Origin of the sequence: Hydrogenophaga sp. (assembly GCF_041633695.1) — a bacterium.
In the GTDB taxonomy this organism is placed as follows: Bacteria; Pseudomonadota; Gammaproteobacteria; order Burkholderiales; family Burkholderiaceae_C; genus Hydrogenophaga.
The window spans coordinates 1-15,178 of sequence record NZ_JBFJMY010000056.1; the positions used below are offsets into that span (position 1 = coordinate 1).

General features: G+C 64.2%; 13 protein-coding genes. 2 read left to right on the top strand and 11 right to left on the bottom strand.

Annotated features, from left to right (window positions below; all coding sequences use genetic code 11):
* The 3 genes from ABYB95_RS05450 to ABYB95_RS05460 all read right to left on the bottom strand — a co-directional run.
* Window positions 1-1,111 (bottom strand): pseudouridine synthase (locus ABYB95_RS05450; RefSeq protein ID WP_372657444.1); only part of this gene is annotated, 1,111 nt, incomplete at its 3' end.
* Entirely contained in the window at window positions 1,077-1,829 is a 753-nt protein-coding gene (scpB, locus tag ABYB95_RS05455; RefSeq protein ID WP_372657445.1) for an SMC-Scp complex subunit ScpB, read from the bottom strand. The genes ABYB95_RS05450 and scpB, both read right to left, overlap by 35 nt.
* A 186-nt stretch (window positions 1,830-2,015) precedes the next feature.
* Window positions 2,016-3,050 (bottom strand): RluA family pseudouridine synthase, encoded by a 1,035-nt coding sequence (locus ABYB95_RS05460; RefSeq protein ID WP_372657446.1) that lies wholly within the window; start codon window positions 3,048-3,050, stop codon window positions 2,016-2,018.
* 39 nt (window positions 3,051-3,089) lie between these two features.
* Between ABYB95_RS05460 and ABYB95_RS05465 the strand changes: the two genes are divergently transcribed.
* A complete protein-coding gene (locus tag ABYB95_RS05465) occupies window positions 3,090-3,893 on the top strand; it encodes an outer membrane protein assembly factor BamD (RefSeq protein WP_372657447.1) in 804 nt (267 codons plus the stop codon).
* Here ABYB95_RS05465 and ABYB95_RS05470 read toward each other — a convergent pair.
* Window positions 3,856-5,931 (bottom strand): ATP-dependent DNA helicase, encoded by a 2,076-nt coding sequence (locus tag ABYB95_RS05470; RefSeq protein WP_372657448.1) that lies wholly within the window; start codon window positions 5,929-5,931, stop codon window positions 3,856-3,858. The two genes, ABYB95_RS05465 and ABYB95_RS05470, sit on opposite strands and share 38 nt — an antisense overlap.
* 178 nt (window positions 5,932-6,109) lie before the next feature.
* On the opposite strand from ABYB95_RS05470, the gene ABYB95_RS05475 reads away from it, so the two are divergent.
* Window positions 6,110-6,868, top strand: coding sequence for a PP2C family serine/threonine-protein phosphatase (locus tag ABYB95_RS05475; protein WP_372657457.1), 759 nt, complete (start codon window positions 6,110-6,112; stop codon window positions 6,866-6,868).
* Between the two features lie 36 nt (window positions 6,869-6,904).
* On the opposite strand, the gene zapE is transcribed toward ABYB95_RS05475, so the two are convergent.
* From zapE to ABYB95_RS05510, 7 genes are all read right to left on the bottom strand, one after another.
* Entirely contained in the window at window positions 6,905-8,002 is a 1,098-nt protein-coding gene (gene zapE, locus ABYB95_RS05480; RefSeq protein WP_372657449.1) for a cell division protein ZapE, read from the bottom strand.
* 136 nt (window positions 8,003-8,138) lie between these two features.
* On the bottom strand, window positions 8,139-9,566 hold the full coding sequence (lpdA, locus tag ABYB95_RS05485) for a dihydrolipoyl dehydrogenase (protein WP_372657450.1): 1,428 nt from the start codon (window positions 9,564-9,566) through the stop codon (window positions 8,139-8,141).
* Between the two features lie 27 nt (window positions 9,567-9,593).
* Window positions 9,594-9,911: a PspC domain-containing protein gene (locus tag ABYB95_RS05490; protein ID WP_372657451.1), complete on the bottom strand. Its 318-nt coding sequence runs from the start codon at window positions 9,909-9,911 to the stop codon at window positions 9,594-9,596.
* A 16-nt stretch (window positions 9,912-9,927) separates the two neighbouring features.
* A complete protein-coding gene (gene odhB / locus ABYB95_RS05495; RefSeq protein WP_372657452.1) occupies window positions 9,928-11,193 on the bottom strand; it encodes a 2-oxoglutarate dehydrogenase complex dihydrolipoyllysine-residue succinyltransferase in 1,266 nt (421 codons plus the stop codon).
* 80 nt (window positions 11,194-11,273) lie between these two features.
* Complete coding sequence (locus tag ABYB95_RS05500) at window positions 11,274-14,162, bottom strand: 2-oxoglutarate dehydrogenase E1 component (RefSeq protein ID WP_372657454.1); 2,889 nt, start codon at window positions 14,160-14,162, stop codon at window positions 11,274-11,276.
* A 252-nt stretch (window positions 14,163-14,414) separates the two neighbouring features.
* Window positions 14,415-14,675, bottom strand: a complete 261-nt coding sequence (locus tag ABYB95_RS05505) for a hypothetical protein (RefSeq protein ID WP_372657455.1) — start codon at window positions 14,673-14,675, stop codon at window positions 14,415-14,417.
* Window positions 14,676-14,712: 37 nt separating this feature from the next.
* Window positions 14,713-15,087, bottom strand: coding sequence for an ArsR/SmtB family transcription factor (locus ABYB95_RS05510; RefSeq protein WP_372657456.1), 375 nt, complete (start codon window positions 15,085-15,087; stop codon window positions 14,713-14,715).
* Window positions 15,088-15,178 lie beyond the last annotated feature (91 nt).

Consider the following 15,178-nt stretch of genomic DNA (forward strand, 5'->3'; position numbering starts at 1 on the left):
CGGAGCCGAAATAACGGCTCTCGCGCTTGCCCTGGGGCGGGCCTGCCTTGCCACGACCGGCGGGCTGACGCCCGCGAGGCGCGCCAGGGCGTGCCGCACGTTCGGCACCATCGGCGGCCGGGGCCCCGCCGGCAGCGGCCGTGAGCTGTTCGATGTCGCGCGCGTCAAGGTCCATCCAGGCGCCGCGCTTGAGTCCCCGCGGCAGCATCATGGCACCGTAGCGGATGCGGATCAGACGGCTCACCGCGTGACCCACCGATTCCAGCATGCGCCGCACTTCGCGGTTGCGCCCCTCGCCGATGGTCACGCGGTACCAGCAGTTGGCGCCCTCACCCCCACCGTCTTCGATGGAGCTGAATTGCGCCATGCCGTCGTCCAGCCGCACGCCGTCGAGCAAACGCTGCTTTTCTTCCTTGTTCAGAGCACCCAGCACCCGCACCGCGTATTCGCGCTGCAGGCCAAACCGGGGGTGCATCAGCCGGTTGGCCAGCTCACCCGAATTGGTCAGCAGCAACAGGCCTTCGGTGTTCAGGTCCAGCCGCCCCACCGACTGCCATTTGCCTTGTTGCAAGCGCGGCAGGCGGCGAAACACCGTGGGCCGGTTCTGCGGATCGTCGTGCGTGACGACCTCGCCCGCAGGCTTGTGGTAGGCCAACACACGCGGTGGCGGCGGCGTCATACGCACGCGCACCGGTTTGCCGTTCACCTTGATCGTGTCGCTGATCTGGATGCGCTGACCGATATGGGCGGGCTCGCCATTGACCGAGATCCGCCCTTCCAGGATGAGCTGTTCCATTTCCAGGCGCGAGCCCATGCCCGCCTGTGCCAGCAGCTTGTGCAGCTTGGGCGAATCGGCCTGCGGGCTGAGCACCCGTTTGGTGGGCAACGGCAGGTCCTGCTCTTGCTCGGCGTCGAACGCGCCACTGACCACGTCGTCAAAGCTCAGGACCTGCGCGTCCTGCCCAGGCACCGGTACGGGCTTGGGATCGGCGGACCCCACGGGAGCCGCCGAAGCGCCGTCGGCTTGCTGCGGCGCGACCTTCTCTGTGTCGGGCGCGGCGCCCGTGTCGGGCCGCTCAGGTGCTTTGTGGGGGGGTTGTTCCGGATTCATGTGTTTCCTGTGAGGAGGTGTCCATCGGCTCGCCGTGGTGGGGATCGGATGCGCTACCGGGTTCTGGGCGTTCGCCCTCTTCTGCCGCGCCATTCGCGTCCGACGAGGTTTCGGCCGGCGGCTGCGGTTCGTCCTGTGCAAGCGGGGTCTGCACAGAGGCAGACAGGCTTTCAAAATCCAAGCGGTCCAGCGCCGACTCTTGTACGTCACGCCCCTCCAGGGGCGGCAACTGATCGAGCGAGGACAAACCCAGATCGTCCAGAAACTGGCGCGTGGTGGCAAACAAGGCCGGGCGTCCCACGGTTTCTCGGTGACCAATCACTTCAACCCAGCCACGGTCTTCCAGCTGTTTGATGATGAGCGAATTGATGGTGACGCCCCGAATATCTTCCATGTCACCGCGTGTCACCGGCTGGCGGTAGGCGATGATGGCCAAGGTTTCCAGCGTCGCCCGACTGTATTTGGGCGGCTTCTCCGGGTGCAGGCGATCGAGATAAGGGCGCAGCTCGGGCCGGCTCTGAAACCGCCAGCCAGTGGCCACGTTCACCAACTCCACACCGCGACCGGCCCAATCGAGCTGGAGGTCGGCCAGCAGGGTTTTGAGTGTGTCGGGCGCGAGTTCGGCATCGAAAAGCGTGCCCAGCTCGCGAACGGTCAGCGGCTGGGGCGCACAAATCAAGGCCGTCTCAAGGACACGCTTGGCATCCGTGGTGTTCATGGCGGGGCTCTATCGGTTGGCGGGGTGCGACAAAGGCCGCACGACAGGGTGAGAAGGCGGTTGGCGACCGGTCGGTCGGCAGACGTCAAAGGAAGCGGACCTCCTGGGCCCGCGTCCGACCAGACACACGGCGACCGCGGCAAGCATCCGGGGGGTTTCGGGTGCACGCACCACGTTGCAGTGGCTTCAGCCCAATGGGTCCTCATTGTACTGGAGCCCTGCCTGCTCCAAGGCCGCCAGCATATCGGCGGGCGGCGCGCTGCGAAATTCCAGCGCCTCCCCACTGACGGGGTGCGACAAACGCAAGCGGGTGGCGTGCAAGGCTTGCCGCTGCATGCCCCACAAGGGGCGCCCACCGTACAGCGTATCGCCCACCAGCGGGTGCCCGAGCCAAGCCAGGTGCACCCGGATCTGGTGGGTACGACCGGTGTGCAGCTGGCAGGCCACCCAGCTCGCCTTCGGATTGCCCTCCAGCAGCCGCACCGTGGTCTGCGCGGGTTTTCCGCTGTTGGTTTCCGGACGCATCACCGCCATGCGCAGGCGGTTGCGCGCATCGCGACCTATGGGCTGATCCACACCTTGTTCGGCCGCGCCCTTCCAGCCCCCATGGGCCAGCGCCAGGTATTCGCGCCGCACCTCGCGCGCGGCAATGGCGCGCACCAGGGCATCGACCGCCTGGCGGCTTTTGCCCACCAGCATCAGGCCAGAGGTGTCCTTGTCGAGGCGGTGCACAATGCCGGCCCTGGGCAGGCTGGCGGCGTTGGCATGGTGGGCCAACAGGCCATTGAGCAGCGTACCGCTCCAGTTGCCGGCCGCCGGGTGCACCACCAAACCAGCGGGTTTGTGGAGCACCAGCAGGTGGGCGTCCTCATACACGATGGCCAGCGCCATGGGCTCGGGCCGAAAGGCCTGGGCTTGCTGGGTCGGGCGCAGCTCCACTTGTAGCTTGTCGCCCACCGAGACCCGGGCAGCGGGCTTCTTGGCCACCGCGTCACGCAGCTGCACCGCACCGTCGGCCATCAGTTGCTGCAGGTACGAGCGTGAAAACTCGGGGATCCATTGCACCAGCGCTTTGTCGATGCGCCAACCGTGCATGGCCGGCGCAATTTCAAGCACCCGGGTTTCGACTTCCTGCGCGCCTTCTTCCACGGCCAAGTCCTGCTCGCCGTCCAGCGATTCGGCAGACTCGGGTGTATGCCCCCCCGTCGATATAATTTCCATGGCCAAAAACAGATTCCCCGTTGTAAAGGTTCGCGCGTGATGCTTTCGTTCAGATTATCGGTTGTGTCGCTGTGCCTGCTCGGCGCGGCCCTGGCACTCCCAGGGTGTAGCAGCACACCCGAAGACAACACCGCTGGCTGGAGCCCCAACCGCATCTACGCAGAAGCACGCGACGAGCGCGACGCGGGCAACCATGAAAAGGCCGTGGCCCTGCTGGAGAAACTGGAGGCGCGAAGCGCTGGCACGGCACTGGCGCAGCAGGCGCAGCTGGACAAGGCCTATGCCCAGTACAAGAGCGGTGAACAGGCGCAGGCACTGGCCACCCTGGAGCGCTTCATGAAGCTGCACCCCACCAGCCCGGCGATGGACTACGCGCTGTACCTCAAAGGTCTGGTCACGTTCAACGACGACTTGGGCCTGTTCGGCTCGATGGCGCGCCAGGATTTGTCGGAACGGGACCAAAAAGCCGCCAAAGAGTCCTTTGCCGCGCTGCGCGAGCTGGTGACCCGGTTCCCGGACTCGCGCTACACGCCCGACGCCCGCACGCGCATGCTCTACATCGTCAATTCCCTGGCGCAGTACGAGGTGCATGTGGCGCGCTACTACTTCAACCGGGGCGCCTATCTTGCAGCGGCCAACCGCGCCCAGTCTGCCCTGACCGATTACAACGACGCGCCCGCTCTGGAAGAAGCGCTGTACATCCTGGTGCGTTCATACGACGCGCTGGGCATGACGCAATTGCGCGACGACGCACAGCGCGTGATGCTGGCCAGCTACCCGCAGAGCGAGTACACCAGCCAGGGCTTCAAGCGCCGGGACGATCCGTGGTGGAAGCTCTGGTGAGCACCAGCGCATCCAGCGCCAGTTCCAGTTCGGTCTCGTCCACCAGCCGCCGCATGGGCGGCAGCGCCTGCAACAAACGGTTGCCGTAACTTCGGGTCAGCAAACGGCGGTCGGTGATGATCAACACGCCGGTATCGCGCTCCGACCGGATCAGGCGCCCGGCGCCCTGTTTCAGTGCCATGGCCGCTTGCGGCAGGTAACAAGCGTTGAACACGCTGCGCCCCGCTGCTCCCAGCGCGCGGGCGCGGGCGGCGATCAAGGGATCGTCGGGTGGCGGGAACGGCAGCTTGTCGATCACCAGCAGCTGCAATACGTCGCCGGCCAGATCCACGCCCTCCCAGAACGAAGCGCAAGCCACCAGCACCGCAGGCCGCGCGGCGCCCTTGCCCGCCGCGCGGAAGCGGGCCAACAGCTCGCGCTTGGACAGCGCGCCCTGTGCCAGCACATCCAGCGGGGCACAACCGCCCTCTTGCACCAGCCTGGCGAGCTGCTCGGCCATTTGTGCGGCGGCGCGCAGCGTCGTGGTCAGCACCAGGGTGCGCCCGCCCAACCGCGACGCCCAGCGGGCCACGGCTTGCGCCACGGCCCAGGTGTGTGCCGGGCCACCGGGTTCGGGCAGATCGTGTGGCACGTACAGCGCCGCTTGCTGTGCGTGGTCGAACGGACTCTCCACCTGCAGAGTGCGCAGACCCGGCTGAGCATCCAGCCCCATGCGCTCGGTAAACCAGCTCAGGCCCGCATCGTGCCCCAGCGTGGCCGACGTGAAAATCCAGCCATGGCCTGCGGCCTGGGCTTCACCCAGCAAGGCGCGGAACAGGCTTGCGCAGTCGGGTGGCGCCAGCAGCAGGCGCCAAGCCGGCCCGGCAGACGCGCGGGCTCCCGAGTCGGCCCCGAATTCCATCCACCGCACCCCGGCCTCGGTGGCCGCAGCGTCGCCGCACAAACGCTGCCAGTCTTGCAAGAGTTGGCGCGTGCGGTCGTGCAGACGCGCCAACGCCTGTGCGGCCTCTGCGGTGGCGGCCAATGCTTCGACCACCGCCAGCAGCGCGGCGCTCACGGCCGCTTGACACACCCGCCATGACGCGGGCGGCAGGCCTTCGGGCGAGCCGTCCTGCCAGGCTCTGCGGGCCGCCGGGGCCTTTGCGCGCCCGGTCAATTGAGATATCTGGCGGATCGCCTGTTCCAGTCCCAACGCCAGATGGCTCCAGGGGCGCAGACCCCGCGCCCAATGGGGGCCCTGCGTGGCCAGATCGCGCGCCAAATCGCGCAAGCGCCCCGATCCCACGGCCAGCGCCAGGAACTCCACGCCGATATCGGGCAACTGGTGCGCCTCGTCAAAGACCACCACTTCGGCGCGCGGAAGCAGTTCGGCCACACCTGACTCGCGCACCAGCTGATCGGCAAAAAACAGGTGGTGGTTCACCACCACCAGATCGGCACTCAAGGCCTCGGCGCGGGCGCGGTTGACATGGCAGTCGCCAACCCTGGGACACGCACTGCCCAGGCAGTTGTCGCGCGTCGAGCTGATCCAGGGCCGGATCGGCGAGCGTTCGTCCAACCCCGGCAACTCGGCCAGGTCGCCCACGCGCGAACCCTCGGCCCAAGCCTGGATTTGCGCCAGTGCGGCGTGGTGCGCCGGATCGCTCAGATGTCCGGCAGCGCCGTTCCAGCGCGCTTGGTGCAAGCGGTGCAGACAGACATAGCTCGCCCGCCCCTTGAGCACGGTGGCCCGCACACGCACACCCAATGCGGCGGCCACCGCGGGTATGTCGCGCACGGAGAGCTGGTCCTGCAAGGCCTGGGTGGCGGTGGAAATCAGGGCCCGGCGGCCACTCAGCAACACCGGCACCAGGTACGCAAAGGTCTTGCCCACGCCGGTGCCCGCCTCCACCACCAGGCTGGTGCCCTGCTCGACCACCTCGCAAATGGCCTGGGCCATGTCGAGCTGCCCTTGCCGGGGGCGCAATCCCCCCGCCACGCTAGCCAGTGGACCTGCGGCGGCAAACGCGTGCCGAACCTGTTCTTCGAGTGCGCTCAATCCAACTCCAGACGGGCGCACGCCAGTGCCAGGACGGTGGCCTGCGCGCAACACACCAATGCCCGGCAGGGGCGCGACCACTTAGCTGCAAAGTTTTTGATGATAGGCTCTGGCGCTGCGGTCATGGCGTATACCATTGGCTTACCGCTGCGTCTGGCACTACTACCGTTCGATCCGCATGTCCAAAGGCTTTCGCATCCACGCGTCCACCGGTATCCACCGGGGTGATCGCGACTACCAGCAAGACCAGGTCTGCCTGCTCAACCACCCACGCCACCCGGGTTGTCTGCTGGCGGTTCTGGCCGACGGCATGGGTGGCCGCAGCGGCGGGCGCAAAGCCTCCGATCAGGTGATGTTGACCGCCCGACAATTGTTTGAACGCTACGACCCCGAAACCGACGACGCATCGGCCATGTTGCGCCAGATCGTGGAAGAGTCGCACCTGGTCATCAAGCTCACGGCGGTATCGGCCGAGCAAGAGCCCCACAGCACCATAGCGGCCTTCCTCATCAACCCGAACAACGACAGCCATTGGATCCACGCCGGCGATTCGCGCATTTACCACTTCAGCAACGGCAAGATGGTGTTTCGCACCATGGACCATTCCTACGTGCAAACCCTGGTCAACCAGGGCGAGATCAGCGAAGAAGAAGCCCTGGACCACCCGCACTCCAACATCCTGATGGGCTGTCTGGGCACCGACAACGACCCTCCAGTGGACATCCATGTGGTCCATCAGCTCAAAGAAGGCGATGCGCTCATGGCCTGCAGCGATGGGGTCTGGCACTACTTCACGCCCGAGGAACTCGCCAGCACCATCGCCATGCTGTCACCGCGCGAGGCCTGCGAATTCCTGATCCAGAAGGCCCGCTCGCGCGCCAAAGGCATGGGCGACAACCTGTCCATGTGCATCGTCAAGCTCGACCCCCTGCAGTGAGCGCGCTGCGCCACGCGGCAAGCGTGGCCGGGGCTTTCACGTCAACCCGGTATCGACCTGGCGATGCCCGAGCGCCAAAAATTCGGCCGACTGCATTTCCGCCAAGCGCGACACGGTGCGCGGAAATTCGTGCGACATCGGCCCTTCGGTGTAGAGCTGTTCGGGCGCGACCGCCGCCGACATCACCAGCTTCACGTGCCGGTCGTAAAGCACGTCCACGAGCCAGGTGAAACGGCGCGCCTCCGACGCGTGCCGTACCGCCATCTGCGGCACGTTCGAGAGCAGAACGGTGTGGAACTGCGTGGCGATTTCCAGGTAATCGTTCTGTGAGCGTGGCCCACCGCACAGGGTTTTGAAATCGAACCAGATCACGCCCCCGGCGCGCCGCAAAGCCTGGATGTGCCGCGATTCGATCTGCATCACCGGATCGCCGTCGCCGGCCTCCGCGATCTGCTCAAAGGTGGCGGCCATCGCCGCGTCCGCCTGTTCACCCAAGGGACAGTGGTAGAGCTCGATCTGACTCAGGGTGCGCTGGCGGTAATCCACACCGTGGTCGACGTTGACAATCTCCATCTGGGCCTTGAGCAGCTCGATCGCCGGCAGGATGCGGTCGCGGTGCAAGCCGTCCGGATACAAACCATCGGGATGGAAATTCGAGGTCGTGACCAGACCCACGCCGGCCTTGAACAAGGCGTCCAGCAAGCGGTGCAGAATCATGGCGTCGGTCACGTCCGCCACATGAAACTCATCGAAGCAAATCAGCTTGTAGCGCTTGGCAATGCGCGCGCCCAGCTCGTCCAGCGGGTTGACCGTGCCTTGCAAGTCGCGCAGCTCGCGGTGCACCTCGCGCATGAACTCGTGAAAATGCAGGCGCGTCTTGCGCCGCAGCGGCACCGCGTTGAAAAAGCAATCCATGAGAAAGCTCTTGCCACGCCCCACACCGCCGAACATGTACACGCCGCGTGGAATCTCGGGCTTGACAAACAGTTTCTTGAGCGAGTTGGAGCGCCGCTGCTTGTAGTTCGCCCACTCCCCCGCACACCGGTCCAACACCGAGATCGCGTGTTGCTGGGCCGGGTCGGTGGTGTAGCCGCGCTGGAGCAGCGCGGCTTCGTAGGCGGCTTTGACGGACATGGCTTGTAGGGGCTTTTAGCGTACGGGCGGGATCGGTTGCGCAAGGCCGCTTTGCGCCCCTGGTTCAGGCGGACCGCTAAGCGTTCTGCTTGAGAACGCAGGTGGCTCTATGCGCCCGCGAACAACCGACCGTGGCTCAAAAGTTCAAGGTGCGTTTGTGCACCGCCAATGCGGCTTCCTTGGTCGCCTCGGACAGCGAAGGGTGTGCGTGGCAGATGCGCGCGATGTCCTCGGCGCTGGCCTTGAACTCCATGGCCACCACGGCCTCCGAGATCAATTCGGACGCCATCGGACCCACGATGTGCACGCCCAAGATCTCGTCGGTCGTCGCATCGGCCAAAAATTTGACCATGCCGGTGGTATCGCCCAGCGCCCGCGCCCGCCCGTTGGCCAGGAAGGGGAAGGTACCCGCCTTGTATGCCACGCCATCGGCCTTGAGCTGCTGCTCGGTGCGGCCCACCCAGGCGATTTCCGGGCTGGTGTAAATCACCCAGGGCACCGTGTTGAAGTTGACATGGCCGTGCTGGCCGTCAATGCGCTCGGCCACGGCCACGCCCTCTTCTTCGGCCTTGTGCGCCAGCATGGGGCCACGCACCACGTCGCCCACCGCCCACACGCCTTTGAGGTTGGTCTTGCACTCCGCGTCGACCACGATGGCGCCGCGCTCATCCAAGACCAGGCCAATGCCTTCGGCGTTCAGACCCTCGGTATTGGGCACACGGCCAATCGACACGATGAGCTTGTCGGCCTGCAACGTCTGCGGTTCGCCCTTGGCGTTGGCGTATTGGATCGCGACGCCCTTCTTGCCGCTCTTGATGTCCCCGACCTTCACGCCGAGTTCGATCTTGAGCCCTTGTTTGTCAAACGCCTTCTTGGCTTCCTTGGCGATCTGTTCGTCCACCGCACCCAGGAACGTGGGCAGGCCTTCGAGAATGGTCACTTCAGCACCCAGTCGGCGCCAGACCGAGCCCATTTCCAGGCCGATCACGCCAGAGCCGATCAGGGCCAGCGTCTTGGGCACCGCGCCCATGCGCAAGGCGCCGTCGTTGGAGAGCACGGTTTCTTCATCGAAAGCCACACCGGGCAGCGCGCGTGCGCTGGAACCCGTGGCCACGATGATCTGGCGGCCGGTCAGGGTCTCTTCTTTCGCACCACTGACCTGGATTTCGTAGCCGGTTTCCACTGGCTTTACAAACGAGCCCCGACCATGGAAGAACGTGACCTTGTTCTTCTTGAACAGGTACTGGATACCGTCGTTGTTCTGCTTCACCACGGCGTCCTTGCGCGCCACCATTTTGGCCACGTCCATCTTCACGTCTTTGGCGCTGATGCCATGGTCGGCAAAGTGGTGGTTGGCGTGGTCAAAATGCTCCGACGACTGCAGCAGCGCCTTGGATGGAATGCAGCCCACGTTGGTGCATGTGCCGCCCAGGGCCGGGCCACCACTGGCGTTCTTCCATTCGTCGATGCAGGCGACCAGATAGCCCAGTTGGGCCGCGCGGATGGCGGCAATGTAGCCACCAGGGCCGCCACCAATGACGATCACATCAAATGCTTGGGACATGTTCAAACTCTCAAGTTGCTGCACGCCTTATTCGGCGGGCACAAAAATCCACAACAGGAGGTACAGCACCAGGCCGATACCTCCGGCAAAAAACAGGGCGGCGGTCAACAGGCGCCAGATCCAGGCGTCCACGCCCGTGGCCTGGGCCAGACCGCCACAAACACCGGCGACCCATTTGTCGGACGGTGAGCGGCGCAAGCGGTTCAGGGCTTGCGCCAGGTCCGCGGGGAACGCGGAGCCCGGCGTACCCAGCAGGCGGGCCTTCGCCCGTTCGAACTCGTCCGAAGTCAGGCTGCCCCTTTGCAGGAGCTGCTCCAGCTTCACCAGTTCGTCTGCCAGCGACATCGCCTGCTCCACCGCGTCAGATGTCGAACAACAGGCGGGCCGGGTCTTCCAGCGCTTCCTTCATCGCCACCAGCCCCAGCACGGCTTCACGGCCGTCGATGATGCGGTGGTCGTAGCTCAAGGCAAAGTAGTTCATCGGACGCACCACCACCTGGCCGTTTTCAACCACGGCGCGGTCTTTGGTGGCGTGCACGCCCAGAATCGCCGACTGCGGCGGGTTGATGATGGGTGTGGACAACATCGAACCGAAGGTACCGCCATTGGAGATCGAAAAGGTACCGCCCGTGAGGTCGTCCAGGCCGAGCTTGCCATCGCGCGCTTTCTGGCCGAATTCGGCGATCTTTTTCTCGATATCGGCAAAGCTCATCTGGTCGGCGTTGCGCAGAATGGGCACCACCAGACCGCGCGGCGAACCCACCGCAATACCGATGTCGAAATAGCCGTGGTAGACGATGTCGTTGCCATCCACCGAAGCGTTGATCACCGGGTATTTCTTGAGCGCATGCACCGCGGCCTTGACGAAGAAGCTCATGAAACCCAGCTTCACGCCGTGTTCCTTTTCGAACTTCTCCTGGAATTTCTTGCGCATCTCCATCACCGGCGCCATGTTGATCTCGTTGAACGTGGTCAAGATGGCGTTGGTGGATTGCGACTGCAAGAGACGCTCGGCGACACGGGCTCGCAAGCGGGTCATGGCCACGCGCTCTTCCGGGCGGTCGCCCAGATCGGGCGCCACCATGGGCACCTGGGGCAGGACACGGGTCGGTGCACCGGTCGGAATGGCCACCGGCGCCGCTGTCGGGGGCTTGGTCGCACCAGAGGCCACCGCAGCCAGTACATCGCCTTTGGTGACGCGGCCATCTTTGCCGCTGCCCGCCACAGAGCCTTCGGCCAATTTGTTGTCGGCCATCAGCTTGGCGGCCGCCGGCATGGCCACACCGGCCTTGGACTGCGAGGCGGCTGCAGCGGGCGCTGCCGCGGGAGCTGCTGCGGCCGCAGCCGGCGCGCCAGCGGGTGCTGCAGCGGCCACACCAGCCACCGCCTCGGTATCGATGCGCGCGATCAGCTGCTCGGCGGCGACGGTCGCGCCGTCGGCTTGCAGCAGCTCGACCAGCACGCCACTCGACGGCGCGGGCACTTCGAGCACCACTTTGTCGGTTTCGATTTCGATCAGGGTTTCATCGGCTGTTACGGCCTCACCCACCTTTTTCTTCCATTGCAGCAAAGTGGCTTCGGCCACCGATTCAGAGAGCTGCGGAACTTTGACTTCTACGATTGCCATTTCTCTTCTACCTTGTGTGTTCGATGTGCTCCGACCGGCCCCGCCCAGCTAGGGATGGGCCCGGGTCGGATGGGTCCGGATTATTTGGTGAGAACAAAGCCCTTGAGCTTGCCGAAAGCGGCTTCGATCAAGTTCTTCTGCTGCTCCTGGTGCAGGTGCGCATAACCCACGGCGGGCGATGCGGAAGCCGCACGACCGGCGTAGCCCAGCTTTTGACCGTCGAGCATGTTCTCGTGGATGTAATGCTGCACAAAGAACCAGGCGCCCTGGTTTTGCGGCTCGTCCTGACACCAGACCAGATCCGTCGCATTCGGGTACTTGCGCACCTCGGCCGCGAACACCTTGTGTGGAAACGGGTACAACTGCTCCACGCGCAGAATGGCCACGTCGTCGGCCTCCTTCTCCTCGCGGTGCTTGACCAGGTCGTAGTACACCTTGCCCGAACAGCAAATGATGCGCTTGACCTTTTCGGCCTTTTTGATCACCTCGGCCTTCTGCTCCGGGATCACCGTCTGGAACCCGCCCTTGGTGAACTCCGACAGGGGAGAGGCCGCGTCCTTGTTCCGCAACAAGGACTTGGGCGTCATGATGATCAGCGGCTTGCGCAGGCTGCGCACCATCTGGCGGCGCAACACGTGGAAGATCTGGCTCGCGGTGGTGGGCTGAACCACCTGCATGTTGATGTCGGCCGACAGCTGCATGAAACGCTCGAGGCGAGCCGAACTGTGCTCGGGGCCCTGGCCTTCATAACCGTGCGGCAGCATCAAGGTGATGCCGTTGACGCGGCCCCACTTCACCTCGCCGGAGGCGATGAACTGGTCGATCACCACCTGGGCACCGTTCACGAAGTCGCCGAACTGCGCTTCCCAGATCACCAGCGTATTGGGGTCGTTGGAGGCATAACCGTACTCGAAGCCCAACACCGCTTCCTCTGACAGGATGGAGTCGATCACCACGAACGGAGCCTGGTTGTCGGCCACGTTCTGCAAAGGCGTGTACGAGCCTTCGTTGTATTTCTCGCGGTCTTGGTCGTGGACCACCGAATGGCGGTGCGTGAAGGTGCCGCGTCCGCAGTCTTCACCCGACAAACGCACCGGGAAACCACTGGCGACCAACGAAGCGAAGGCCATGTGCTCGCCCATGCCCCAGTCCACCGGGATTTCGCCCCGGCCCATGGCTGCGCGATCGGCGTACACTTTTTTGACCAACTGGTGCGCGGTGATGGTGTCGGGCAACGTGGTCAAACGTTCCGACAGTCGCTTCCACTCGGCCAGGGGAATGGCGGTATCGGCGCTGTCGGTCCATTTCTTGCCGAGGAAGGGACTCCAGTCGACCGCGTACTTGCTCTTGAAGTTGGTCAGGACCGGGTCCACCGTGTGGCGCCCCGCGTCGAGCGCAGCGCGGTACGACTTGACCATCTCGTCGCCCAGAGATTCGCCCAAACCTTGCGCGGCGAGCTTGTCCGCATACAGCTTGCGGGTACCGGGGTGCGCCGCGATCTTCTTGTACATCAGCGGCTGCGTCAGGCTGGGGGTGTCCTGTTCGTTGTGGCCGAGCTTGCGGAAGCAAATGATGTCGACCACCACGTCCTTCTGAAAGGCCATGCGGAATTCCAGCGCCAGCTGGGTGGCGTACACCACCGCCTCGGGATCGTCGCCGTTGACGTGCAGCACCGGCGACTCGATCATTTTGACCACGTCGGAACAGTACAGTGTGGAGCGGCTGTCGCGCGGGTCGGAGGTCGTGAAACCGATCTGGTTGTTGATCACCAGGTGCACCGTGCCGCCGGTGGAATACCCCCGGGTTTCGGCCAGCGCCAGCGTTTCCATGACCACGCCCTGGCCGGCAAAAGCCGCGTCGCCGTGCACCAGCACCGGCAGCACCTGCTTGCCCAGCGGATCGCCGCGGCGGTCCATGCGGGCGCGCACCGAACCTTCAACCACCGGGTTGACGATTTCCAGGTGCGAAGGGTTGAAGGCCAGCGTCAGGTGCACCGGGCCGCCGGGCGTGGTGACGTCGGAGCTGAAACCCTGGTGGTACTTCACGTCGCCCGAAGGCAGGTCTTCGGGTGCGGTGTGGTCAAACTCGGCGAACAGATCTTTGGGCATCTTGCCCAAGGTGTTCACCAGCACGTTCAGGCGACCCCGGTGGGCCATGCCGATCACGATTTCCTGGATACCCACCTGCCCGGCTTGCCGGACCAGCTCGTCCATCGAAGCGATGAAACTCTCACCACCTTCGAGCGAAAAGCGCTTCTGCCCCACGTATTTGGTGTGCAGAAAACGCTCCAGACCTTCGGCCGCCGTCAGGCGATCCAGAATGTGTTTTTTCTTCTCCGCATTGAAGGCGGGCTTGGCGCGCGTGGCCTCCAGCCGCTCTTGCCACCAGCGCTTCTGGCTCTGGTCGGTGATGTACATGTACTCGGCACCGATGCTGCCGCAGTAGGTCTCGCGCAACGAGTTGATCAAATCGCGCAAGGACATGATCTCCTTGCCGAAGAAGGTGTTGCTGGTGTTGAAGATGGTCTCGAAGTCGGCGTCGGTGAAGCCGTAGAACGAGGGTTCGAGTTCGGGAATGTGGTCGCGCTCGGCGCGCTTCAATGGGTCCAGATCGGCCCAGCGGGCGCCGACGTTGCGGTACGCGGCAATGAGCTGCTGGACAGCGACGCGCTTGCGTCCCATCTCGGAATCGGGGTTGGCAATGACAACCTTGGTGAAACCCTGCTTGGCCCGCTCCGCGAAGGCGTTGATGACGGGCTGGTGCGGCACATCGCGAGAATCGGTGCCGTCAAGTGCGGGCACGTTCTGCAGTGCATCAAAGTACTCGCGCCAATTTTCTGGCACGCTGCCGGGGTTTTGAAGGTAGTTCTCGTACATCTCTTCGACATAGGGCGCGTTGCCCCCGAAGAGATAAGAATTGCCTTTGAAGGCAACATAGACGTTGCCCCCGTTCGAATGGGTATCGCTCATTGATCCGCTGACCTCCGTTTCCCTGCGGGAAACATAAGTTGGTTAAAGAAACCTCCCGCGACACGGCTTGACCGGATGGCGGATGCGACAGTGACTGTGGAAGGACCTGGCTGCAGCTGGGAATTGTGCCATCGCACGATGACCACTGCGTGAAAGTGGGCCGCTGTGGCGGCAATCGAGCGGGAAAAAAGCCAAAGTGTTGCGCAGGCGCGATGCCTTGGCGCAGTTCGTCGGTCCGGTGACCGGACCCGATCACTCGCCCTGCGGCTTGTCGTCTTGGGATGGTGGCGCCGCAGGCAAGCGCCCCGAAGTACCGACGCTGACAGAGCCACCGCCCACCCCGACACCCACCCCGGTGCCGATGCGGCCATCGCTGCCGACGTTCACCCCCACCCCCATGTGGCGGCCAATCGGCAACGAGAAACCCAGGTTGACGCCACCTGCACAAGCCGTCAGCACACACAAGCCCGACACAAGGGCTGCACGAACCAGCAGGCGGGAAAGGTGTTTCATGTGCGACTCCATGAGAAACGGTCGGGCGGATGGGCGTTCAAGACGCCACCCGGGGCGAAAGGCGGTCACTGGGCGGCACCGACGTGGGCTCGTCCATTTCAATCGCGATCTGTGTGCACACCGTGCGGCACAGCGTGACGGCCTTTTCGCTTTGGACCCGGTAAATGACTTGTGTGCCGTCTTTGCGCTTGGCCAACACCCCGGCGCGGTACAAGAGGTTCAGGTGCTGCGAAAGATTGGGCTGGGTGGTTTCAATTTCCTGCAGCAGCTGGGAGACCGATTTTTCGCGGTCGCACAGCGCGCTGAGAATGCGCAGGCGCATGGGCGTGGCCAGCACCCCAAAGAGCTCGGCCGCCAGTTCAAAGACCCGGACTTTTTCCACATGCGCGGCGGTCTCGATCATTTGTTCCATGCGACCTCATCACTTTGATCAATATAAGCATAGATCATACTTACAAACAACATGCGCGGCCACATACGCCGAGCCAAGGGCTCGGCGTGCC

Bases quoted from the DNA above. Each gene is read 5' to 3' on its own strand.
- ABYB95_RS05500 (WP_372657454.1), bottom strand. From the start codon at position 14,162: ATGAGCGATACCCATTCGAACGGGGGCAACGTCTATGTTGCCTTCAAA.
- ABYB95_RS05510 (WP_372657456.1), bottom strand. From the start codon at position 15,087: ATGGAACAAATGATCGAGACCGCCGCGCATGTGGAAAAAGTCCGGGTC.
- ABYB95_RS05460 (WP_372657446.1), bottom strand. From the start codon at position 3,050: ATGGAAATTATATCGACGGGGGGGCATACACCCGAGTCTGCCGAATCG.
- odhB (WP_372657452.1), bottom strand. From the start codon at position 11,193: ATGGCAATCGTAGAAGTCAAAGTTCCGCAGCTCTCTGAATCGGTGGCC.
- ABYB95_RS05475 (WP_372657457.1), top strand. From the start codon at position 6,110: ATGTCCAAAGGCTTTCGCATCCACGCGTCCACCGGTATCCACCGGGGT.
- zapE (WP_372657449.1), bottom strand. From the start codon at position 8,002: ATGTCCGTCAAAGCCGCCTACGAAGCCGCGCTGCTCCAGCGCGGCTAC.
- lpdA (WP_372657450.1), bottom strand. From the start codon at position 9,566: ATGTCCCAAGCATTTGATGTGATCGTCATTGGTGGCGGCCCTGGTGGC.
- ABYB95_RS05465 (WP_372657447.1), top strand. From the start codon at position 3,090: ATGCTTTCGTTCAGATTATCGGTTGTGTCGCTGTGCCTGCTCGGCGCG.
- ABYB95_RS05505 (WP_372657455.1), bottom strand. From the start codon at position 14,675: ATGAAACACCTTTCCCGCCTGCTGGTTCGTGCAGCCCTTGTGTCGGGC.
- scpB (WP_372657445.1), bottom strand. From the start codon at position 1,829: ATGAACACCACGGATGCCAAGCGTGTCCTTGAGACGGCCTTGATTTGT.
- ABYB95_RS05490 (WP_372657451.1), bottom strand. From the start codon at position 9,911: ATGTCGCTGGCAGACGAACTGGTGAAGCTGGAGCAGCTCCTGCAAAGG.